This is a genomic window from Sabulicella flocculans, assembly GCF_045449635.1.
Classification (GTDB): domain Bacteria; phylum Pseudomonadota; class Alphaproteobacteria; order Acetobacterales; family Acetobacteraceae; genus Roseococcus.
The window spans coordinates 164388-183824 of the sequence record NZ_JBJJBR010000001.1; the positions used below are offsets into that span (position 1 = coordinate 164388).

Here is a 19437-nt window from a genome sequence, read left to right on the forward strand (position 1 = left end):
GGGCGCCGATGCTGCTGGCGGTGGATGCGGGCAACACCAACGTCGTCTTCGCCGTGCATGACGGCGCGGAGTGGCGCGGCCGCTGGCGCATCGCCACCCGGGCCGACCGCACCAGCGACGAATACGCCGTGTGGCTGCTGACGCTGATGACCCATGCCGGGCTGAAGCCGGCGCAGGTGACGCGCTGCGTCATCGGCACCGTGGTGCCCGCCGCCCTGTACAACCTGCGCCGCCTGTGCCGCGACTGGTTCGGCACCGAGCCGCTGATCGCGCGCTCTATCCTCGACTGGGGCTTCCGCATCATGGTGGACCGCCCGCAGGAGGTGGGGGCGGACCGCCTGCTGAACGCGCTGGCGGCGCACCACCATTACGGCGGCCCGCTGATCGTGGTGGATTTCGGCACCGCCACCACCTTCGACGTGGTGGACAAGGACGGCAACTACCTGGGCGGCGCCATCGCGCCCGGCATCAACCTTTCCATCGAGGCGCTGCACCGCGCCGCCGCCCGCCTGCCGCGCATCGGCATCGGCCGGCCGCAGGCGGCCATCGGCCGCGACACCGTCAGCGCCATGCAGTCCGGCATCTTCTGGGGCTATGTCGGCCTCATCGAGGGCATCGTCGCGCGCATCCGCGCCGAGGCGGAGGCGCCGCGGCTGAAGGTGGTGGCCACCGGCGGCTTGGCGCCGCTGCTGGCCGAGGGCACGGCGCTGATCGAGACGGTGGACCCCGACATCACGCTGGAAGGGCTGCGCCTGTTGGCAGGCCGCAACCCCAGCCCCACATCCCCCGCTGGAACCACATGACACCCTCGGACGACTTCGCCTTCATCCCCCTCGGCGGCACGGGGGAGATCGGCATGAACCTCAACGTCTACCGCTGCGACGGCAAGCTGCTGGCGGTGGATTGCGGCATCGGCTTCGCCGGCGGCGACACGCCCGGCGTGGACATCCTGGTGCCCGACCCCGCCTGGCTGGTGGAGCACCGCAAGGACCTGCTGGGCCTGGTGATCACCCACGCGCACGAGGACCACATCGGCGGGGTGGCGCACCTGTGGCGCTCCCTGCAATGCCCGGTGCATGGCGGGCCCTTCGTCTCGGCGGTGCTGCGGCGCAAGCTGGCGGAGGCGGGCCTTTCCCAGGAAGTGCCGCTGAAGGAGTTCGACCTGCCGGGCCGCGTGCGCATCGGCCCCTTCGACCTGGAATTCCTGCGGGTGGCCCATTCGGTGCCGGAGGCGCTGGCCATGGCCATCCGCACCCGGCACGGGCTGGTGGTGCACACCGGCGACTGGAAGCTGGACCCCGAGCCGCTGATCGGCCCGCCGACCGACGAGGCCGGCTTCCGCCGCCTGGGCGGGGAAGGCGTGCTGGCCATGGTGTGCGACAGCACCAACGCCATGGTCGAGGGCCATTCGGGCAGCGAGGCGGAGGTGCGCCGCTCCCTCGCCAAGCTGATCAAGCCGATGAAGGGGCGCGTGGCCGTCACCTGCTTCGCCACCAACCTGGCGCGGGTGGAAAGCATCGCGCTGGCCGGGCTGGCGGCGGGGCGCGACGTGGCGCTGTTCGGGCGCTCCCTGCGCAACTCGGTGCAGGCGGCGCGGGAGTGCGGCTACCTGTCGCGCATCCCCGACTTCGTGAGCGAGGACGAGGCGGGCTATATCCCCGACGACAACCTGCTGGTGATCTGCACCGGCAGCCAGGGCGAGGAGCGCTCGGCGCTGGCCAAGCTGGCGACGGACACCCACAACAACCTGTCGCTGGGGCAGGGGGACACGGTCATCTTCTCCTCGCGCCAGATCCCCGGCAACGAGCGCGCCATCACCCGCGTGCAGGATGAGCTGGCGCGGCGCGGCGTGCGGGTGGTGACGGCGGACGAGCATTTCGTCCACGTCTCCGGGCATCCGGCGCGCGAGGAGCTGCGCGCGCTGTACGACTGGGTGAAGCCGCGCGCCGCCATCCCCGTGCACGGCGAGTGGCGGCACATGGACGCCCACGCCACCCTGGCGCGGGAGGCCGGCAGCGAGCCCCTGGTGATCGAGGACGGCGCGGTGGTGCGGCTGGCGCCCGGCCCGGTGCAGGTGGTGGACACGGTGCCGGTGGGCCGGCTGGCGGTGGACGGCACCCGGCTGCTGCCGGTGCGGGGCGGGGTGCTGGGCGCCCGCGGCCGGCTGGGGCGCGAGGGGGCGGTGGTCGCCTCGCTGGCCCTGGATGCGCAGGGCAAGCTGCTGGGCGCGCCGCGCGTCTCGGCGCCCGGGCTGTTCGACGCGGAAGGCCCGGAACTGGCGCAGATGGGCGAGGAGCTGGCGCGCGCGCTGAACGAGCTGCCCAAGGCGGCCCGGCGCGACGACGAGGTGGTGGGCGAGGCGGCCCGGGCGGTGCTGCGCAAGGCGGTGGGGCGGCGGGCGAAGAAACGCCCGAACGTCGAGGTCCACCTGCTGCGGGTGTAGCGGGCATGGGGTGGTTCGTCGGATTCGTCGTCTACGCGCTGGTGTGGTGGACGCTGCTGTTCTGCATCCTGCCGGTCGGCGTGCGGCCGCAGGTGGAGGCGAAGGCGGAGGATGGCGGCTGGCGCGGCGCGCCGGCGGCGCCGCAGCTGGGGCGCAAGCTGCTGTGGACCACGCTGCTGTCCGGGGTGATCTGGCTGGGCATCTGGTGGCTGGTCACCAGCGACCTGATTTCCTTCCGCGACGCTTGGCTGGCCATTCCCGACTGACCTGCACATAAAAAAGGCGGAAGCCGGTGGATTCACCCGCGTCCGCCCATAGATGCAGCAATTCAGTCCGGATGCCTTGTTTTTGGCCTTTTACGCCGGGCTTTTTCGTTGGCCGTTCCAGCCGTTTCCGCCAAGATGATCGCCAGAGAGAGGATGTTCCTCTTTCTGCCGTGTGACTGGCGTTTCCTCCCTAAACTTGGGCCGCCTTCCGCGAGGAGGGTGGCCCTTTCTTTTGTCTAAATCGTCCTTTACCGGTCGGCAAGTCATTTTCTTCACGAATTCGTTTGTGCGGCGCAGCAAAATTGCGCCACCCTGGGAGGGATGGGGTGCGGCTTCGGCAACCGGCGCAGCCGTGCTAGGGGGATGGCCCCGACCCGAGGATGCCCCGCGTTGCGCCTGTCCCGTGCCTTCCTGCCCACCCTCAAGGAAACCCCCGCCGAGGCGCAGATCGTCTCGCACCGGCTGATGCTGCGCGCCGGGCTGGTGCGGCAGACCTCCGCTGGCATCTACGCCTGGCTGCCGGCCGGGCTGCGCGTGCTGGACCGGGTGGCGCGCCTCGTGCGCGAGGAACAGGACCGCGCGGGCGCGCAGGAAATCCTGATGCCGACGGTGCAGAGCGCCGAGCTGTGGCAGCGTTCCGGCCGCTACGAGGACTACGGCAAGGAGATGCTGCGCATCGAGGACCGGCACGGCCGCCCGATGCTGTATGGCCCGACCAACGAGGAGATGGTCACCGCCCTGTTCGCCGCCGAGGCCACGTCCTACCGCGACCTGCCGCGCAACCTCTACCACATCCAGTGGAAGTTCCGCGACGAGGTGCGGCCGCGCTTCGGGGTGATGCGCGGGCGCGAGTTCCTGATGAAGGACGCCTACTCCTTCGACCTGACGAAGGAGGCGTCCGAGCACTCCTACCGGCAGATGTTCGTGGCCTACCTGCGCACCTTCGCCCGCATGGGGCTGAAGGCGATCCCCATGCAGGCCGACACCGGCCCCATCGGCGGCAAGCTGTCGCACGAGTTCATCATCCTGGCCGAGACGGGCGAGAGCCAGGTCTTCCTCGACAAGGCGCTGCTGGACTTCGACCCGCTGGCCGAGACGCCGGATTACGACGGCGACCTGCGCCCCCTGGTGGAGTTCTGGACCCGCCACTACGCCGCCACCGACGAGAAGCACGACGAGGCCGCCTGGGCCCAGGTGCCGGCGGAGCGCCAGGTGAGCGCGCGGGGCATCGAGGTCGGCCACATCTTCCACTTCGGCACCAAGTATTCCGAGCCGATGGGCCTGCGCGTGCAGGGCCCCGACGGCGCCGAGGTGATCCCCGAGATGGGCTCCTACGGCATCGGCGTCTCGCGCCTGGTGGCCGCCATCATCGAGGCCAGCCACGACGAGGCCGGCATCATCTGGCCCGATGCCGTGGCGCCGTGGCGGCTGGCGGTGCTGAACCTCAAGCCCGGCGACGCCGGCTGCGACGCGCTGGCGCAGCGGCTGCACGACGCCTTCCCGAGCGAGGCGCTGCTGGACGACCGCGCCGACCGCGCCGGCGCCAAGTTCGCCGACGCCGACCTGATGGGCCTGCCCTGGCAGGCCATCATCGGCCCGCGCGGCGCCGCCGCCGGCAAGGTGGAGCTGAAGCGCCGCGCCACCGGCGAGCGGCTGGAGCTGCCGCTGGAGGACGCGCTGGCGCGGCTCCGTGCCTGACTGGGGGCGCGCCCTCGTCCTCGCCTTCCTGTTCGGGGTCGGCGGCGGCATGGCGCTGGACATCCTCGGGCTGGACGGCCCGCCCGAGGCGAAGATCATCTTCAGCATGGGAATGGGGCTGCTGGGCGCGGCGCTGGCCATGACACGGGGGAACTGAGTGTTCAACGGGTTCGAGCGCGCGGTGGCGGGGCGCTACCTCTTCTCGCGCAGGGGGGACCGCTTCACCTCCGCCATCGCCATCTTCTCCTTCCTCGGCATCATGCTCGGGGTGGCGACGCTGATCATCGTGATGAGCGTGATGGGCGGCTTCCGGCAGGAGCTGCTGGGGCGCATCCTGGGGCTGAACGGCCACCTGGGCGTCTACGCCGCCGAGCGCGGCAACCTGCGCGAGTTCGACGACATCGCCCAGCGCATCCGCACCGTGCCGGGCGTCGTCGCGGCCACGCCCATCGTCGAGGGGCAGGTGCTGCTGACCTCCGAGGGCGGCGGCGCCTCGGGCGGGCTGGCGCGCGGCATCCGGCCGGAGGATCTGCGGGCGCGGCCCATCATCGCCGGCAACATCCGCGCCGGCAGCCTGGACGACTTCGCGGGCGACGACGCCATCGCCATCGGTACGCGGCTGGCGCTGCGCATGGGCCTGAACGTGGGCGACCGGCTGACGCTGGTCTCGCCGCAGGGGCGCGCCACCGTCATCGGCACCATCCCCCGGCTGCGCGCCTACCGCATCGTCGCGCTGTTCGAGGTGGGGATGAACGAATACGATTCATCCTACGTCTTCCTGCCGCTGGAGGCGGCGCAGGTGTACTTCCAGACCGGGCGCGAGGCGGCGACGCAGGTGGAGGTCTTCGTGGCCGACCCCACCCGGGTACGCGCCGCCAACCGCGACATCCGCGCCGCCGTCCGCCAGCCCGTGCGCATCCTGGACTGGCAGGACGCCAACTCGTCCTTCTTCGCGGCGGTGCAGGTGGAGCGCAACGTGATGTTCCTCATCCTCACGCTCATCATCATCGTCGCCGCCTTCAACATCATCTCCAGCCTGATCATGCTGGTGAAGGACAAGGGGCGCGACATCGCGGTGCTGCGCACCATGGGCGCCACGCGCGGGGCGGTGATGCGCATCTTCCTGATGTGCGGCGCCTTCATCGGCCTGGTGGGCACGGCGCTGGGCTTCACGCTGGGGGTGCTGTTCTGCCTGAACATCGAGGCCATCCGCCAGTTCATCCAGCGCCTCTCGGGCACCGAGCTGTTCAGCCCGGAGGTGTACTTCCTCACCCGCCTGCCGGCGGTGCTGAACTGGAACGAGGTCATCCAGGTGGTGGCGCTGGCGATGGCGCTGTCGCTGCTGGCGACCATCTACCCCAGCTGGCGCGCGGCGCGGACCGACCCGGTGGAGATGCTGCGCAATGAGTGAGGCCATGCCGCTGGTGCTGCGCGGCGTGCAGCGCGGCTACCGCACCGAGGCCGGCGTGCTGGAGGTGCTGAAGGGCGCCGACCTGTCGCTGCGCGCCGGCGAGGTGGTGGCGCTGGTCGCGCCCTCGGGCACCGGCAAGTCCACCCTGCTGCATTGCGCCGGCCTGCTGGAGCGCCCCGATGGCGGCGAGGTGCTGGTGGAGGGGCGGGAGGCGGGCTCGCTGGGAGATGACGCGCGCACCGCCATCCGCCGCAACGCCATCGGCTTCGTCTACCAGTTCCACCACCTGCTGCCCGAGTTCACCGCGGCGGAGAACGTGATGCTGCCGCAGATGGCCGCCGGCGCCTCCCGCGCCGCGGCGCGGCGGCGGGCCGCGGGCCTGCTGGAGGGCTTCGGCCTGTCGGCGCGGCTGGACCACCGCCCCGGCAAGCTCTCGGGCGGGGAGCAGCAGCGCGTGGCCATCGCCCGCGCCCTGGCCAACTCGCCCCGCGTGCTGCTGGCCGACGAGCCCACCGGCAACCTGGACACCGCCACCGCCGAGATGGTCTTCGCCGAGTTGCTGCGCGAGGCGCGCGGGCGCGGCCTGGCGGCGCTGATCGCCACCCACAACCCGGAGCTGGCCGCGCGGATGGACCGGGTGGTGACGCTGCGGAACGGAGTCCTCGCCGGCGCCTGAAGCGCCTATATGGGGGGGATGAGCTTCGTCCACCTGCACGCCCATTCCGCCTACTCGCTGTCGGAAGGGGCCATCAAGGCGGAGAAGCTGCCCGCCCTGGCCGCGGCGGCCGGCATGCCCGCCGTGGCGCTGACCGACACCGCCAACCTGTTCGGCGCGCTGGAATTCGCCCAGGCCGCCGCCGCCAAGGGGGTGCAGCCCATCATGGGCTGCCAGCTCTGGCTCTCGCGCAAGGCGGTGCCCGACACGCGGGAGGACACGATCCGCCAGGGCGCGGACGTGCTGACCGCCCTGGCGATGGACGCGCGGGGGCTGGCCAACCTCAAGACCCTGTCCTCGCTGGGCTGGATGCGCTCCGACTGCCCCTCGGGCCGGCCCTGCATCGGGCTGGACGACCTGCGGGAGCATGGCGAGGGCCTGTTCCTGTTGAGCGGCGGCGATGGCGGCCCGCTGTCGCGCCTGCTGGCCGAGGGGCGGCGCGACGCGGCGGCCTGGCTGCTGGACGCGCTGCGCGAGGGCTTCGGTGGCCGCCTGGCGGTGGAGCTGATGCGCCACGGCCCCACCCCGCGCCAGGCGGCGCTGGAGCCCGGCCTGCTGCGCCTGGCCGACGAGGCGGCGCTGCCCATCGTCGCCACCAACGACGTCTATTTCGCCGAACGGGCGATGCACGAGGCGCACGACGCCCTGCTGTGCATCGCCGAGGGCCGCCTGCTGACGGAGGCCGAGCGCCGCCGCGTCACCGCCGAGCACTGGTTCAAGGACGCCGCGGCCATGCGCGCCGCCTTCGCCGACCTGCCGGAGGCCTGCGACAACACCCTGGCCATCGCGCGGATGTGCACGGTGGTGGAGACGGCGCGCAAGCCGGAGCTGCCGGTCTGCCCCAAGGTGCGCCCCGGCGCGACGGAGGGCGAGACGGTGGCCGCGATGGCGCGCGAGGGGCTGGCGCACCGCTTCGCCCCGGGCCCGGTGCCGCCCGTGCACGCCGAGCGCCTGGAATACGAGCTGGGCGTCATCGAGCAGATGGGCTTCTCGGGCTATTTCCTCATCGTCGCGGACTTCATCCAGTGGGCGAAGGGGCAGGGCATCCCGGTGGGGCCGGGGCGCGGCTCGGGCGCGGGCAGCGTCGCCGCCTGGGCGCTGAGCATCACCGACCTCGACCCGCTGCGCTTCGGCCTGCTGTTCGAGCGCTTCCTGAACCCCGAGCGCGTCTCGATGCCCGACTTCGACATCGACTTCTGCCAGGACCGGCGCGACGAGGTGATCCGCTACGTGGTGCGCGAATACGGCGCCGACCGCGTGGCGCAGATCATCACCTTCGGCAAGCTGCAGGCCAAGGCGGCGGTGCGCGACGTCGGCCGCGTGCTGGGCATGCCCTATGGCCAGGTGGACCGCATCGCCTCCCTGATCCCCAACAACCCGGCCAACCCGGTGAGCCTGAAGGACGCCATCGCCGGCGAGCCGCGGCTGCAGGAGGCGCGCGAGACCGACGAGGCGGTGGGCCGCCTGCTGGAGATCGCGCTACAGGTGGAGGGGCTGTACCGCAACGCCTCCACCCACGCCGCCGGGGTGGTGATCGGGCGCAAGCCGCTGGTGGAGATCACCGCCATCTACCGCGACCCGCGCTCGGAGATGCTGATCACCCAGTACTCGATGAAGCATGTCGAGCAGGCGAGCCTGGTGAAGTTCGACTTCCTGGGGCTGAAGACGCTGACCGTGCTGGACCGCGCGGTGAAGCTGCTGCGCGCCCAGGGCGTGGAGGTGGACCTCGACCGCCTGCCGCTGGACGACGCGCCGACCTATGCCATGCTGGCCAAGGGCGACGCCGCCGGGGTGTTCCAGTTCGAAGGCCAGGGGATGCGCGACTGCCTGCGCTCCATGCGGCCCGACCGCTTCGAGGATTTGATCGCCGCGGTGTCGCTCTACCGGCCCGGGCCGATGGAGAACATCCCGGCCTATTGCGCGCGCAAGCACGGCGAGGCGTGGGACAGCCCGCACCCGCTGATCCACTCCATCCTGGCCGAGACCTACGGCATCATGGTCTACCAGGAGCAGGTGATGCAGATCGCCCAGGTGATGGCGGGCTACAGCCTGGGCGGCGCCGACCTGCTGCGCCGCGCCATGGGCAAGAAGAACAAGGAGGAGATGGCCAAGCAGCGCGCCATCTTCGTGGAAGGCGCGGCCGGGAACGGCGTGGAGGCCAGGACCGCCGGCGAGGTCTTCGACCTGATGGAGAAGTTCGCCAACTACGGCTTCAACAAGTCCCACGCCGCGGCCTATGCGCTGGTGTCCTACCAGACGGCGTATCTGAAGGCGCACCACCCCGTCGCCTTCCTGGCGGCTTCCATGACGCTGGACATGGACAAGACGGAGAAGCTGGCGTCGCACATGCAGGAGGCGTCGCGGTTGGGCATCAAGGTGCTGCCGCCCGACATCAACCGCTCCGGCGCCGAGTTCGTGATCGAGGGCGAGGCCATCCGCTTCGCGCTGGCCGCCATCAAGCGCGTCGGCCTGCAGGCGATGAGGGACCTGGTGGCGGCGCGCGACGAGGGCGCGCCCTTCGCCTCGCTGGCCGACTTCGCCGAGCGGGTGGACCCCAGGCTGCTGAACAAGATGCAGCTGGAGAACCTGGCCAAGGCCGGCGCCTTCGACAGCCTGGAGGGCAACCGCGCCCGGCTGGTGATGGGCGCCGAGGTGGTGCTGCGCCGCGCCCAGGCCAGCGCGGAGGACCGCCAGAGCAACCAGATCGGCCTGTTCGGCGCCGTGGAGCAGGGCCCGGCCCTGCTGCGCCTGCCCGACGCGCCCGACTGGCCCACCCTGGACAAGCTGGCGCAGGAGGCGGAGGCGGTGGGCTTCCACCTGTCCGCCCACCCGCTGGACGAATACCGCACGGCGCTGCGCCGGCTGGGCGTCACCCTTTCGGCGCATATCGGCGACACGGTGCGCGCGCGCGGCGCGGCGCGGCTGAAGCTCGCCGGCACCGTCACCGGCCGCAAGGAGCGCAACACCCGCACCGGCTCCCGCATGGCCTGGGTGAACCTGAGCGACCAGGCGGGCGGCTACGAGGTCACCTTCTTCTCCGAGGTGCTGGGCCGCTGCCGCGACCTGCTGGAGGAGGGCAAGGCGGTGCTGGTGACCGCCGACGCCCGGTTGGAGAACGACGCGCTGCGCCTGACGGCGGCCGATTGCGAGGCGCTGGACAAGGCGGCCGCCGGGGCCGGCCAGGGCATGCGCATCTTCGTGGACGCCGCCACCGCGCTGCCCGACATCCGCTCCCTGCTGGAGCGCGAGGGGCGCGGGCGCGGCCGGGTGGCCATCGTCCCGCAGATCGGGCCGGGGCAGGAGGTGGAGCTGGCCCTGCCCGGCGGCTGGAACGTCGGCCCGCGGCTGATGCAGGCGATGAAGGTGCTGCGCGGCGTCACGGCGGTGGAGGAGGCGTAGCGGCGCCTACCCCAGCGTCCAGGCCTCGTGGATGGCGCTCTGCACCGCGCCGCCCAGCACGGCGCCGCCGCCGGCCACGAACACCCAGTCGCCGATGCTCACCGCCGCCACGGCGTGGCGCGGGGTGGGCATGGGGGCGTGGCGCTGCCAGCTGTCGGTAGCGGGGTCGTAGCTTTCCATCTGGCCGAACACCTTGGCCTGGATGGTCTGGCCGCGCTCGATGATGCCTTCCTCGCCGCCCATGCAGTAGAAGCGGCCCTTGTGCACCACCATGCCGTGGCCGGAGCGCGGGGTGGGGATCGGCGCCTTCTCCACCCAGGAATCGCGGGCGGGCAGGTACACGTGGTGCAGGCCGGTGTTGTACTGGAAGGTGTTGAAGCGCCCGCCGGCGACGTGGATGACGCCCCCATGCGTCACCGCGCCCACGTGGTCGCGCGCGGCGGGGATGGGGCGGCGCAGCTCCCAGCGGTCGCTGCGCGGGTCGTAGGCCTCGTGCCAGGCGATGCTCGCGCGCTCGGGCGCGGGGTCGGTGGCGCCGCCGATCAGGTGGATGCGCCCGTCCAGCACCACGGCCGCCGCGGCGCCGCGCGGGCGGGGCAGGGGCGCCAACTCCCGCCAGCGGTCCTGCGCGACGTCGTAGGCGAAGGACTTGTCGTCGCAGCGGCGGTTCTGCTCGATGAAGCCGCCCATGGCGTAGACCACGCCCTCATGCGCCACCACGGCCACGTGGTTGGCGCCGCGCGGCAGCGGGGCGGCGTCGTACCAGCGGTCGGAGGCCGGGTCGTAGACGGTGTGGTAGGCGCGGTTCACCTGCCCCTCGCCATAGCCGCCGACCACGTGCATCCGCCCGTTCCAGGCGGTGGCCCAGGCCATCTCGGAGCGCGGGATGGGCATGTCGGCGCGCGGGGCCCAGCGGCCCATCGGCCCGGGCGGGGCCGGGCTGTCGGTGACGCGCTGCGCCGCCTGATCGGGGGTGATGTGGTGCGGCGCGCCGCCCTGGAACAGGTTGTGGAACGGCTCGCGCGAGGGCGGCAGGGGGCGCAGGGCGGGGGCGTGCCCGCCGTGCTGCTGGGCCAGGGCCGGGGCGGCCAGCAGGGCGCCGGCGGCGGCCAGGAAGGGGCGGCGGTGCATGGGGTTCCTCCTCGTCCCGCGCAGGATAGGCGGGGGCGGGGCGGCAAGTCAGCCCTCCTTGCGCGCCTTCTTGCCGGCCGCCTGCAGCCGGTCCAGCAGGCCCAGCCCCAGGGCGCTGGCGACGAAGACGCCGTGGATGCCCACCGCCCAGGCCAGCTCGCGGTCCGGGATGCTGTCCACGTTCATGAACTTCTGCAGCAGGTGGATGGCCGAGATGGCGATGATGGCGATGCCGACCTTCAGCTTGAGGTCGCCGGGGTCGAGGCTCGACACCCAGGCGAAGCGCGACTGCCCCTGCGCGTCCGCCAGCCGCGACACCAGGCTGTCGTAGGAGGACAGGGCCACCATCGCCACCAGGGAGGCCACCAGCGCGGAATCCACCAGGTAGAGCAGGTCCAGCAGCAGGGCGGTGTCGCTGGCGGGCGCCCGCGCGGTGGCGACGAAGCGCGCCACCTTGCCCACGAAGTGGAAGGCGTAGGCGGCCAGCGCCACGCCCAGGCCCAGGTAGAACACCACCAGCACGTAGCGGGAGGCGACGACCGCGCGGTCGAGGAGGTTCTGCATCGGCCCGGCATGTGCCAAACCGGCGTCGTCCTGGGAAGGGTGAAGGCGATGATCCGGCGGTTGCAGGAGGAGGCGCGGCTGAGCGGCGCCGTGGTGCATGGCGGGCTGGTCTGGCTGGCCGGGCAGGTGCCCGACGACGCCACCGGCGACGCCGAGGCGCAGACCGCCGACGTGCTGCGCCAGGTGGACGCCCTGCTGGCCGAGGCCGGCACGGACAGGTCGCGCCTGCTGAGCGTCACCGTCGTGCTGCGCGACATCCGCGACGCCCCGGCGATGAACCGCGCCTGGGATGCCTGGCTGGACCCCCGCCACAAGCCCGCGCGCATGACGGTGCAGGCCCCGCTGGTGGACCCGGACTGGCGGGTGGAGATCACGGGGGTGGCGGCGCTGCCGTGATGGCGCGCCCCCCCTCGCGCCGGCGCGCCCTGCTGGGGGTGGCGCTGACCGTGGCCCTGATGCTGCTGGTGGCCGGCGGCGTGGTGGACCAGGGCTGGGCCTTCGCCGGCACCGCGCTGCTGGTGGCGGGCCTGGCGGTGGGCACGCTGCACCTGATCTTCCCGCACGGGCTGGTCTTCGCGCTGGGCGCGGCCAATGGGCTGGCGGTGTATGTCTGCATCTTCGCGGTGATCGGGCAGGCGGGCTTCCCGCGCGTCGAGGGCTGGGCGCGTTCCGTCGCCTTCCTGCTGCCGGTGATGGGCTTCGTCATCGCCTGCTGGGTGCGGCGCGCCGAGCTGGCCGCCATCGCCGAGGGCAGCGGCGTGCGCTGGCACCCCGAGCGGGTGGCGCGCTGGCTGGGCGCCTGCATCCTCATCGCCGTGGGCTCGCTGGCCATGCCGGTGAACCGCATGACCGGGGCAGGCCAGACCGCCGTGCTGCTGGCCGCCATGGGTGGGGTGGCGCTGGTGACGGCGGCTGCGGTGGGCGAGGTGGTGCGCCTGCTGGTGGAGGTGGCGACCATCCTGCGGCAGGTGGGGCGGCGGCTGCGCCACCTGGCGGTTCCCATCGCCACCTACGTCTCGCTGTTCGCGCTGCTGGCGGTGGCGTTCGGCTGCTTCTACCGCATCGCCGACGGGCTCTCGCGCGTGCCCATCTTCATGCTGGTGGGCGAGCCGACGCATATCGGCTTCTCCGACGCCATGCACTTCTCCGTGGTCACGCTGTCCACCGTGGGCTACGGCGACATCCAGCCGCATGACGACGGCATCCGGCTGCTCGCCGCCATCCAGATGGTGCTGGGCCAGCTGCTTTTGCTGTTCGGCTTCGCCGAGATCATGCGCGGGCGCGAGGGCGGGGCCGCCGCCCGCCGCCGCGGCGACAACCCTTCGGCGTGATTCGGCCTTAATGGCGCGGACAATGGGAATGATGGACGGGATGGATTTCTGGAAGCGCCGCAAGGTGCTGGTGACCGGCGGGGCGGGCTTCCTCGGCTCCAACCTGTGCCATGCGCTGGCGGGGCTGGGCGCGCGGGTGACGGCGCTGGACGCCATGCTGCCCGAGGGCGGCGCCAACCCGGCCAACCTGGAGGGCGCGGGCGTGCTGCTGGTGCGCGGCGACATCCGCGACGCCGAGCTGGCTTCGCTGTGCCAGGGCACCGAGGTGCTGTTCAACATGGCGGCGCAGACCAGCCACATGGGCGGCCAGCGCGACCCGGTGGCGGACATCGCCATCAACGCGGTGGCGCAGGTGCGCCTGATCCAGGTGATGCGCGAGGCGGCGCCGGGCGCGCGCGTCGTCCACGCCTCCACGCGGCAGTTCTACGGCCGGCCCATTTCGCTGCCGGTGGACGAGCTGCACCCGGTGAACCCGCCCGACGCCAACGGCGTCAGCAAGTGGGCCGGCGAGCAGTACTGGCTGCTGGAGAACCGCGTGCTGGGCCGCCCCGTCGTCTCGCTGCGGCTCACCAACTGCTACGGGCCGCGGCTGCGCATCGCCGACGCGCGGCAGACCTTCCTGGGCATCTGGATGCGCCGCCTGCTGGAGGGGCAGCCCTTCGAGGTGTGGGGCGGCGCGCAGCTGCGCGACCTGGCCTTCGTGGACGACGTGACGCGCGCCTTCCTGCTGGCGGCCGAGCAGGCCGACCGGCCGGGGGTGGCGGGGCGCGTGTTCAACCTGGGCGGCGCGCCGCCGGTGTCGCTGCTGGAGCTGGCGGAGCTGTGCATCCGCGCCAATGGCGGCCAGGGCGCCTTCGCCACCCGCGAGTTCCCGGCCGACCGCGCGCCGATCGACATCGGTTCCTACCACGCCAATGACGGCGCCTTCCGCGCCGCCACCGGCTGGCAAGCCGCCGTGGGGCTGGAGGAAGGGCTGCGCCGCACCCTGGACTGGTATCGCGAGCGCCTGCCGGACTACGCTTTCAACGCCTGAGGACCCACCGGACCATGAACGCCCTGCCCATGCTGCCCTTCGCCGACCCGGGCGCCGGCTACCGCGCCCTGAAGGAGGAGATCGACGCCGCCCTGCTGCGCGCCGCCGGCAGCGGCTGGTACATCCTGGGGGAGGAAGGCGCGGCCTTCGAGCGCGAGTTCGCCCAGTGGCTGGGCGAGGGCCAGCACGCCGTGGGCTGCGCCAACGGCACCGACGCGCTGATGCTGATCCTGCGCGGCATGGGCATCGGCGAGGGCAGCACGGTCGTCACCGTCTCCCACACCGCCGTCGCCACCGTCGCCGCCATCGAGATGGCCGGCGCCACGCCGCTGCTGCTGGACATCGACCCCGACACCTACGGCATGGACCCGGACGAGCTGCGCGCCGTGCTGGAGGACCCGCCGCCCGGCCTCCCGCCCATCCGCGCCGTCATCCCCGTGCACATCTATGGCCAGCCGGTGGACCTGATGCCCATCAAGGCGGCGTGCGACGCCGCCGGGGTGGCGCTGATCGAGGATTGCGCCCAGGCGCATGGCGCCCGGCTGGAGGGGCGCGCCGTCGGCACCATCGGCGACGCCGCGGCCTTCAGCCTGTATCCCACCAAGAACCTGGGCGCGCTGGGCGATGGCGGCGTGCTGTCCACCGCGGACGAGGCGCTGGCGAGGCGCATCGGCGCCATCCGGCAATATGGCTGGGTGCAGCGCTACGTGTCCGACCTGGTGGGGGTGAATTCCCGGCTGGACGAGGTGCAGGCGGCGGTGCTGCGGGTGAAGCTGGGGCACCTGGACGCGCAGAACGCCCGCCGGCGCGCCATCGCCGCCGCCTACGACGCCGCGCTGGCCGGCAGCGGGCTGGCGCCGCCGGTGCGGCGGCCGGGGGCGGAGCACGTGTTCCACCTCTACGTGCTGCGCCACCCGGAGCGCGACGCGCTGATGGCGCGGCTGAAGGCGCAGGGCATCGGCACCGGCATCCATTACCCGGTGCCGGTGCACCGGCAGCCCGCCTATGCCGGGCGCGTGGCGCTGGGCCCCGCCGCCTGCGCCGAGACGGCCAAGGCCGCGGGCGAGGTGTTCAGCCTGCCCATGTACCCGGAGCTGTCGGAGGAGCAGGTGGCGCGCGTCTGCCTGGCGCTGCGCGGCTTGTGAGCTGGGCGCTGCTGCCGCTGGCGGCGGCGCTGGAGATCGCGGGGTGCCTGGCGGCCTGGGCCGTGTGGCGGCAGGGCGCCTCGGCGCTGTGGCTGGTCCCGGGCGCGCTGGCGCTGGGCGGCTTCGCCTGGCTGCTGGCGCTGGTGCCCAGCCTGTCGGCCGGGCGGGCCTTCGCGGCCTATGGCGGGGTATACGTGGTGGCGGCGCTGCTGTGGGCGGTGGCGGCGGAGGGCGAGCGCCCGGCGCCGCTGGACGGGCTGGCGGCGCTGATGCTGCTGGGCGGCGCGGCGCTGCTGCTGCGCGGGTGACTTTTCCGGCCGGCCCCCGTTGGGCAGGCTGAGGTTCTTGGATGGGGGAAGGTCAGGAATGGCGCGCTACCTGGTGACCGGCGGGGCCGGCTATGTCGGCTCCCACGTCGTGCTGACGCTGCTGGATGCGGGGCACGAGGTGGTGGTGCTGGACGACCTGACCACCGGCCATGCCGGCGCGCTGCAGCCCGGCGTGCCCTTCGTGCAGGCCAGCCTGGCCGACCGCAAGGCGCTGGACGAGGCCTTCGCCTCCTGGAAGTTCGACGCGGTGTTCCACCTCGCCGCGCTGTCGCTGGTGGGCGACAGCATGAAGGAGCCGCTGCGCTACTGCCGGGAGAACCTGGCCAACAGCATCAACCTGGCCGAGGCCGCGGTGAAGGGCGGCTGCCTGAAATACGTGCTGTCCTCCACCGCCGCCGTGTTCGGCGTGCCGCAGGAGGTGCCGATCACCGAGGCGACGCCGACCGTGCCGGTGAACCCCTATGGCCTGAGCAAGCTGATGATGGAGCAGGCCCTGGCCTGGGCCGAATCGGCGCACGGGCTGCGCTCGGCCTGCCTGCGCTACTTCAACGCCGCGGGCGCCGACCCGCAGGGCCGCGCCGGCGAGGACCACGACCCCGAGACCCACCTGATCCCGCGCGCCATCCTGGCGACGCTGGGCAAGCTGCCGCCGCTGCACGTCTTCGGCACCGACTACGACACGCCCGACGGCACCGCGGTGCGCGACTACGTGCACGTGATGGACCTGGCGGCCGCCCACGTGGCGGTGCTGCCGCGTCTCGACGGCGGCTCGGTGCGCTACAACCTGGGCAATGGTCGGGGCTATTCGGTGCGGGAAGTCATCGCGGCGGTGGAGCGCGTGTCGGGCCGCAAGGTGCCGCACGAGAACGGCCCGCGCCGCGCCGGGGACCCGCCGGTGCTGGTGGCGTCCTCCGCCCGCATGGTGGCGGAGACCGGGTGGCGGCCGCGCTTCCCGGACCTGGACAGCATCGTGCGCACCGCCTGGGCGTGGCACGCGGCCCGGCCCGAGGGCTACGGCGCCCGCCGGGCGGCCTGACCGCGCCTCAGCCGCGCAGCCAGATGTCTGCCGTGCGCTCCAGCCGGCGGGCGGCGGCGCTGGCGTTGGCGGCGTCGCCCGCGGCGCGGGACAGGCTGGCGCGGTAGTCCTGCACCGAGCCCTGCAGCCCGGCCACCGCGCCGCCCAGCGCCGACAGGTCGTCGCGGAAGCTGGCCAGCGCGGCCCGCTGCTCGTCCAGTGCGGCGTCCAGGGTGCGCAGGGCGGCGCGCAGCCGGTCCTCGGGGCGGGCGGGGAAGGACAGGATCTCGGCCATGGCGACGGCTCCGCAGGGGTGTTGCCGAAGCCTTAACACGTCTCAAAATGCGTTAACAAGACCAAAATCATTCATGCCAGCGCGCCGGCCAGCAGGCAGGCCGCCGCCCCGAGCGACAGCGCCCAGCGCAGCACCACGTAGCCGCCGGGGATGGCGCCCCTCAGCGCCGCCCATTGCTCCGTCGCGGCGGTGGCGAGCACGGCGGCGGCCAGCAGCCACAGCCCGCCCTTCACCGGCAGCAGCAGCGCCGCCCAGCCCAGCAGCGCCGGAACCACGCCCAGCACCATGCGCTGGCGGTTGAACGGGCTTTCCCCCGCCGCCAGCGCCAGGCCCCAATGAACCGCCCCCAGGAAGGACAGGATCACCGCGCCGTAGCCGCGCAGCCAGAGCAGCGCGTCGGCCTGCCAGCCGGCGATGGCCAGCGCGGCCAGCGCCGCCCCGGCGAAGGGCAGCAGGCCCAGCAACCCCAGGGTCCAGGCCAGGCGCATCGTGGTCGGTTCCATGCATCCATCGCACCGCATCCTCGTTGCCCTGTCCAGCACGTGGTAAGGGCGGGCGATGGGCGTCACCTTCGAATTGCTGACCGTTCTGCTGCTGACCGCGCTGAACGGCGTCTTCGCGATGAGCGAGCTGGCCGTCGTCTCCGCGCGCAAGGCGCGGCTGCTGGCGATGGAGCGCCGCGGTTCCCGCGGGGCGTCGGCCGCCATGCGCCTGCAGGACAACCCGGGCGACTTCCTGCCCACCGTGCAGGTCGGCATCTCGCTGGTGGGCATCCTGGCCGGCGTGTTCGGCGGCGCCGCCATCGCCGGCCCGCTGGGCGACTGGCTGGAAACCTGGCCCGCCATGGTGGGCTGGGGGCACGAGCTGGCCTTCGTGCTGGTGGTGGTGCTGATCACCTACCTCAACCTCATCCTGGGCGAGCTGGTGCCCAAGCAGCTGGCCCTGCGCCAGCCGGAGCGCATCGCGGTGTCGCTGGCGCTGCCGCTGGAGGCGCTGGCGCGCGCCTCCTCGCCCATCGTGTGGCTGCTGTCGCGCTCCTCCGCCCTCATCCTGCGGCTGTTCGGCGCCCACGTGCCCAACGACCAGGGCGTGACGGAGGAGGAGGTGAAGGCCCTGGTGGCCGAGAGCGCCGAGAGCGGCGAGCTGGCGCACAGCGAGCGCCAGATGATCGAGCGCGTGCTGCGCCTGGCCGACCGCCCGGTGCGCGCCCTGATGACCCCGCGCACGGAGGTCGCCTGGATCTCGCGCGATGCCAGCCCGCAGGAGGTGTCGGTGGCGCTGCGGGCCGAGCCGGTGACGCGCTTCGTGGTGGCCGACGGGCGGGTGGACAACGTGCTGGGCGTGGTGGTGGCGAAGGACCTGCTGGACCAGGTGCTGGAGGGCGGCGCGCTGGACCTGGCGCGGGCGCTGCGCCACCCCATCGTGCTGCCCGACAACCTGTCCGCCATGGACGCGCTGGAGCGCCTGCGCGCCGACGCGCTGGGCCTGGCGCTGGTGCTGGACGAATACGGCTCCTTCGAGGGGGTGGTGACGGCGTCGGACCTGCTGGAGGCCATCGTGGGCGAGCTGGGCCCGGCGCCGGCCTCGCTGAAGGGGGGCGCGGTGCAGCGCCACGACGGCTCCATGCTGCTGGACGGCATGATGGCGCTGGACGAGCTGCGCGAGCGGCTGGCGGAGTTCGAGCCGCCGCCGCAATCCGCCGCCTACCACACGGTGGCGGGGCTGATGCTGGCGCTGCTGCAGCGCATCCCGCGCGAGGGCGACCGCATCGCCCATTCCGGCTGGCGCTTCGAGGTGCTCGACATGGATGGCCGCCGCGTGGACAAGGTGCTGGCCGTGCGCGAGGAAGCGCCGGCGCCGGCGCCCGAGGTCAGATGAGCTTGGCCTCGAAGGGGGGCTGGCCGTCCGGGGCCTCGAACTCCAGCACCCACAGGTCGGGGTCGTAGCGCAGCTGGCGGGCGACGTAGGCGTCGGCCTCGGCCTCCGGCACCGGGGCGGGGCCGGTGCCGCGCGTCCAGGCCGGGCGCCCCTCGCCGTCGCGCGCCTGGGCCAGCACGGTGAAGCCGTCGCGCGCCCGCAGCACGCACAGCACGCCGCCGGAATCGCTGTCGCCCTTGCGGACCACGGTGGCCGGGCGGCCGGCCATGCCGGCGAGGCGGATGGCCATGTCCACCCAGATGCGCGCCTTGACCTTGGCTTCCATGCCGCCGTCTCTGCCCGCGCTTGCGCGGGCTGTCCAGCACGGGCACATGGGGGGCATGGATGCCAGCAAGCTGACGGCGGGCCAGCGGGCCTACGAGGAAAAGCGCGCGAAGAAGGCGGGGCTGAGCCTGGACGCCTGGCTGCGCGACAAGGCGCGGCGCGAGGCGGCCGCGCCCGCGGCGGCCAAGCCCGCCCCGGCCAAGCCGCCCGGCTTCTTCGCCCGGCTGATGGAGAAGGCGAACAAGCCGCTGTGACGCCGCTCGCCTCCGTGCCGCGCGCCGACTTCGCGGTGATGGAGGAGGCGCAGCCCCGGCTGCTGGATGCCGCCCTGCGCGGCCCGCTGGTGCTGCAGCGCCACGGGCGCGACGCCTTCGTCATCCTGCCGGTGGACCAGTACCAGGCGCTGCTGGAGGCGGCGCGCCGCGCCCTGCCGCCCGGCCCGCCCGTCATCGAGGGGTGA

22 protein-coding genes are annotated in these 19437 nt (G+C 72.9%); 17 read left to right on the forward strand and 5 right to left on the reverse strand.

Annotation, left to right across the window (positions count from 1 at the left end; translation table 11 throughout):
- Positions 1-8 precede the first annotated feature (8 nt).
- The 8 genes from ACI6QG_RS00875 to dnaE all read left to right on the forward strand — a co-directional run bounded on the left by ACI6QG_RS00875 (position 9) and on the right by dnaE (position 9932).
- Positions 9-803 carry a type III pantothenate kinase gene (locus ACI6QG_RS00875; protein WP_407022667.1) on the forward strand — a complete coding sequence of 265 codons (795 nt, stop codon included), beginning with the start codon at positions 9-11 and terminating at the stop codon, positions 801-803.
- Positions 800-2443 carry a ribonuclease J gene (locus ACI6QG_RS00880; protein WP_407022668.1) on the forward strand — a complete coding sequence of 548 codons (1644 nt, stop codon included), beginning with the start codon at positions 800-802 and terminating at the stop codon, positions 2441-2443. The genes ACI6QG_RS00875 and ACI6QG_RS00880 overlap by 4 nt, the downstream gene beginning before the upstream one ends.
- Before the next feature lie 5 nt (positions 2444-2448).
- The gene (locus tag ACI6QG_RS00885; protein WP_407022669.1) at positions 2449-2709 is read left to right on the forward strand and encodes a DUF1467 family protein; all 261 of its coding nucleotides are present in this window, start codon (positions 2449-2451) and stop codon (positions 2707-2709) included.
- A 390-nt stretch (positions 2710-3099) separates the two neighbouring features.
- Positions 3100-4407: a proline--tRNA ligase gene (gene proS / locus ACI6QG_RS00890; protein ID WP_407022670.1), complete on the forward strand. Its 1308-nt coding sequence runs from the start codon at positions 3100-3102 to the stop codon at positions 4405-4407.
- Positions 4400-4564 (forward strand): hypothetical protein, encoded by a 165-nt coding sequence (locus tag ACI6QG_RS00895; RefSeq protein ID WP_407022671.1) that lies wholly within the window; start codon positions 4400-4402, stop codon positions 4562-4564. The genes proS and ACI6QG_RS00895 overlap by 8 nt, the downstream gene beginning before the upstream one ends.
- Positions 4565-5818, forward strand: coding sequence for a lipoprotein-releasing ABC transporter permease subunit (locus tag ACI6QG_RS00900; RefSeq protein ID WP_407022672.1), 1254 nt, complete (start codon positions 4565-4567; stop codon positions 5816-5818).
- Positions 5811-6494, forward strand: coding sequence for an ABC transporter ATP-binding protein (locus tag ACI6QG_RS00905; protein ID WP_407022673.1), 684 nt, complete (start codon positions 5811-5813; stop codon positions 6492-6494). Before ACI6QG_RS00900 ends, ACI6QG_RS00905 begins: the two co-directional genes overlap by 8 nt.
- Before the next feature lie 9 nt (positions 6495-6503).
- On the forward strand, positions 6504-9932 hold the full coding sequence (dnaE, locus tag ACI6QG_RS00910; RefSeq protein ID WP_407022674.1) for a DNA polymerase III subunit alpha: 3429 nt from the start codon (positions 6504-6506) through the stop codon (positions 9930-9932).
- 6 nt (positions 9933-9938) lie between these two features.
- Here dnaE and ACI6QG_RS00915 read toward each other — a convergent pair whose 3' ends face one another.
- Both ACI6QG_RS00915 and ACI6QG_RS00920 read right to left on the reverse strand, forming a co-directional pair.
- Positions 9939-11063, reverse strand: coding sequence for a Kelch repeat-containing protein (locus ACI6QG_RS00915; RefSeq protein WP_407022675.1), 1125 nt, complete (start codon positions 11061-11063; stop codon positions 9939-9941).
- Positions 11064-11111: 48 nt separating this feature from the next.
- On the reverse strand, positions 11112-11627 hold the full coding sequence (locus tag ACI6QG_RS00920; protein WP_407022676.1) for a TIGR00645 family protein: 516 nt from the start codon (positions 11625-11627) through the stop codon (positions 11112-11114).
- A 48-nt stretch (positions 11628-11675) separates the two neighbouring features.
- Between ACI6QG_RS00920 and ACI6QG_RS00925 the strand changes: the two genes are divergently transcribed.
- Genes ACI6QG_RS00925 through galE form a run of 6 tightly spaced genes read left to right on the forward strand, consistent with a single transcriptional unit; the run spans position 11676 to position 16501 of the window.
- A complete protein-coding gene (locus ACI6QG_RS00925; protein ID WP_407023039.1) occupies positions 11676-12023 on the forward strand; it encodes a RidA family protein in 348 nt (115 codons plus the stop codon).
- Positions 12023-12958, forward strand: a complete 936-nt coding sequence (locus ACI6QG_RS00930; RefSeq protein ID WP_407022677.1) for a potassium channel family protein — start codon at positions 12023-12025, stop codon at positions 12956-12958. Before ACI6QG_RS00925 ends, ACI6QG_RS00930 begins: the two co-directional genes overlap by 1 nt.
- A gap of 40 nt (positions 12959-12998) precedes the next feature.
- Complete coding sequence (locus ACI6QG_RS00935) at positions 12999-13991, forward strand: NAD-dependent epimerase/dehydratase family protein (protein ID WP_407022678.1); 993 nt, start codon at positions 12999-13001, stop codon at positions 13989-13991.
- A gap of 14 nt (positions 13992-14005) precedes the next feature.
- Positions 14006-15136, forward strand: a complete 1131-nt coding sequence (locus ACI6QG_RS00940; RefSeq protein ID WP_407022679.1) for a DegT/DnrJ/EryC1/StrS family aminotransferase — start codon at positions 14006-14008, stop codon at positions 15134-15136.
- Complete coding sequence (locus tag ACI6QG_RS00945; RefSeq protein ID WP_407022680.1) at positions 15133-15444, forward strand: YnfA family protein; 312 nt, start codon at positions 15133-15135, stop codon at positions 15442-15444. The genes ACI6QG_RS00940 and ACI6QG_RS00945 overlap by 4 nt, the downstream gene beginning before the upstream one ends.
- A gap of 58 nt (positions 15445-15502) precedes the next feature.
- Complete coding sequence (gene galE / locus ACI6QG_RS00950; RefSeq protein ID WP_407022681.1) at positions 15503-16501, forward strand: UDP-glucose 4-epimerase GalE; 999 nt, start codon at positions 15503-15505, stop codon at positions 16499-16501.
- 7 nt (positions 16502-16508) lie between these two features.
- Here galE and ACI6QG_RS00955 read toward each other — a convergent pair whose 3' ends face one another.
- Both ACI6QG_RS00955 and ACI6QG_RS00960 read right to left on the reverse strand, forming a co-directional pair.
- A complete protein-coding gene (locus ACI6QG_RS00955; RefSeq protein ID WP_407022682.1) occupies positions 16509-16775 on the reverse strand; it encodes a hypothetical protein in 267 nt (88 codons plus the stop codon).
- Positions 16776-16846: 71 nt separating this feature from the next.
- Entirely contained in the window at positions 16847-17278 is a 432-nt protein-coding gene (locus ACI6QG_RS00960; RefSeq protein WP_407022683.1) for a DUF3429 domain-containing protein, read from the reverse strand.
- A gap of 55 nt (positions 17279-17333) precedes the next feature.
- Between ACI6QG_RS00960 and ACI6QG_RS00965 the strand changes: the two genes are divergently transcribed.
- Positions 17334-18653 carry a hemolysin family protein gene (locus ACI6QG_RS00965; protein ID WP_407022684.1) on the forward strand — a complete coding sequence of 440 codons (1320 nt, stop codon included), beginning with the start codon at positions 17334-17336 and terminating at the stop codon, positions 18651-18653.
- On the opposite strand, the gene ACI6QG_RS00970 is transcribed toward ACI6QG_RS00965, so the two are convergent.
- Positions 18646-18978, reverse strand: coding sequence for a DUF1491 family protein (locus ACI6QG_RS00970; RefSeq protein WP_407022685.1), 333 nt, complete (start codon positions 18976-18978; stop codon positions 18646-18648). The genes ACI6QG_RS00965 and ACI6QG_RS00970 overlap by 8 nt on opposite strands.
- Positions 18979-19033: 55 nt before the next feature.
- Between ACI6QG_RS00970 and ACI6QG_RS00975 the strand changes: the two genes are divergently transcribed.
- Together ACI6QG_RS00975 and ACI6QG_RS00980 are read left to right on the forward strand one after the other, a co-directional pair.
- Positions 19034-19231 (forward strand): hypothetical protein, encoded by a 198-nt coding sequence (locus tag ACI6QG_RS00975; RefSeq protein ID WP_407022686.1) that lies wholly within the window; start codon positions 19034-19036, stop codon positions 19229-19231.
- Positions 19228-19437: a type II toxin-antitoxin system Phd/YefM family antitoxin gene (locus tag ACI6QG_RS00980; protein WP_407022687.1), complete on the forward strand. Its 210-nt coding sequence runs from the start codon at positions 19228-19230 to the stop codon at positions 19435-19437. The genes ACI6QG_RS00975 and ACI6QG_RS00980 overlap by 4 nt, the downstream gene beginning before the upstream one ends.

What these genes read in the sequence shown, in the direction of transcription:
- ACI6QG_RS00940 (WP_407022679.1), top strand. Translation starts at nt 14,006, where the DNA reads ATGAACGCCCTGCCCATGCTGCCCTTCGCCGACCCGGGCGCCGGCTAC.
- ACI6QG_RS00875 (WP_407022667.1), top strand. Translation starts at nt 9, where the DNA reads ATGCTGCTGGCGGTGGATGCGGGCAACACCAACGTCGTCTTCGCCGTG.
- ACI6QG_RS00920 (WP_407022676.1), bottom strand. Translation starts at nt 11,627, where the DNA reads ATGCAGAACCTCCTCGACCGCGCGGTCGTCGCCTCCCGCTACGTGCTG.
- ACI6QG_RS00970 (WP_407022685.1), bottom strand. Translation starts at nt 18,978, where the DNA reads ATGGAAGCCAAGGTCAAGGCGCGCATCTGGGTGGACATGGCCATCCGC.
- galE (WP_407022681.1), top strand. Translation starts at nt 15,503, where the DNA reads ATGGCGCGCTACCTGGTGACCGGCGGGGCCGGCTATGTCGGCTCCCAC.
- ACI6QG_RS00975 (WP_407022686.1), top strand. Translation starts at nt 19,034, where the DNA reads ATGGATGCCAGCAAGCTGACGGCGGGCCAGCGGGCCTACGAGGAAAAG.
- ACI6QG_RS00960 (WP_407022683.1), bottom strand. Translation starts at nt 17,278, where the DNA reads ATGGAACCGACCACGATGCGCCTGGCCTGGACCCTGGGGTTGCTGGGC.
- ACI6QG_RS00885 (WP_407022669.1), top strand. Translation starts at nt 2,449, where the DNA reads ATGGGGTGGTTCGTCGGATTCGTCGTCTACGCGCTGGTGTGGTGGACG.
- ACI6QG_RS00915 (WP_407022675.1), bottom strand. Translation starts at nt 11,063, where the DNA reads ATGCACCGCCGCCCCTTCCTGGCCGCCGCCGGCGCCCTGCTGGCCGCC.
- ACI6QG_RS00935 (WP_407022678.1), top strand. Translation starts at nt 12,999, where the DNA reads ATGGATTTCTGGAAGCGCCGCAAGGTGCTGGTGACCGGCGGGGCGGGC.
- ACI6QG_RS00905 (WP_407022673.1), top strand. Translation starts at nt 5,811, where the DNA reads ATGAGTGAGGCCATGCCGCTGGTGCTGCGCGGCGTGCAGCGCGGCTAC.
- ACI6QG_RS00880 (WP_407022668.1), top strand. Translation starts at nt 800, where the DNA reads ATGACACCCTCGGACGACTTCGCCTTCATCCCCCTCGGCGGCACGGGG.
- ACI6QG_RS00930 (WP_407022677.1), top strand. Translation starts at nt 12,023, where the DNA reads ATGGCGCGCCCCCCCTCGCGCCGGCGCGCCCTGCTGGGGGTGGCGCTG.
- ACI6QG_RS00925 (WP_407023039.1), top strand. Translation starts at nt 11,676, where the DNA reads ATGATCCGGCGGTTGCAGGAGGAGGCGCGGCTGAGCGGCGCCGTGGTG.
- dnaE (WP_407022674.1), top strand. Translation starts at nt 6,504, where the DNA reads ATGGGGGGGATGAGCTTCGTCCACCTGCACGCCCATTCCGCCTACTCG.
- ACI6QG_RS00955 (WP_407022682.1), bottom strand. Translation starts at nt 16,775, where the DNA reads ATGGCCGAGATCCTGTCCTTCCCCGCCCGCCCCGAGGACCGGCTGCGC.
- ACI6QG_RS00965 (WP_407022684.1), top strand. Translation starts at nt 17,334, where the DNA reads ATGGGCGTCACCTTCGAATTGCTGACCGTTCTGCTGCTGACCGCGCTG.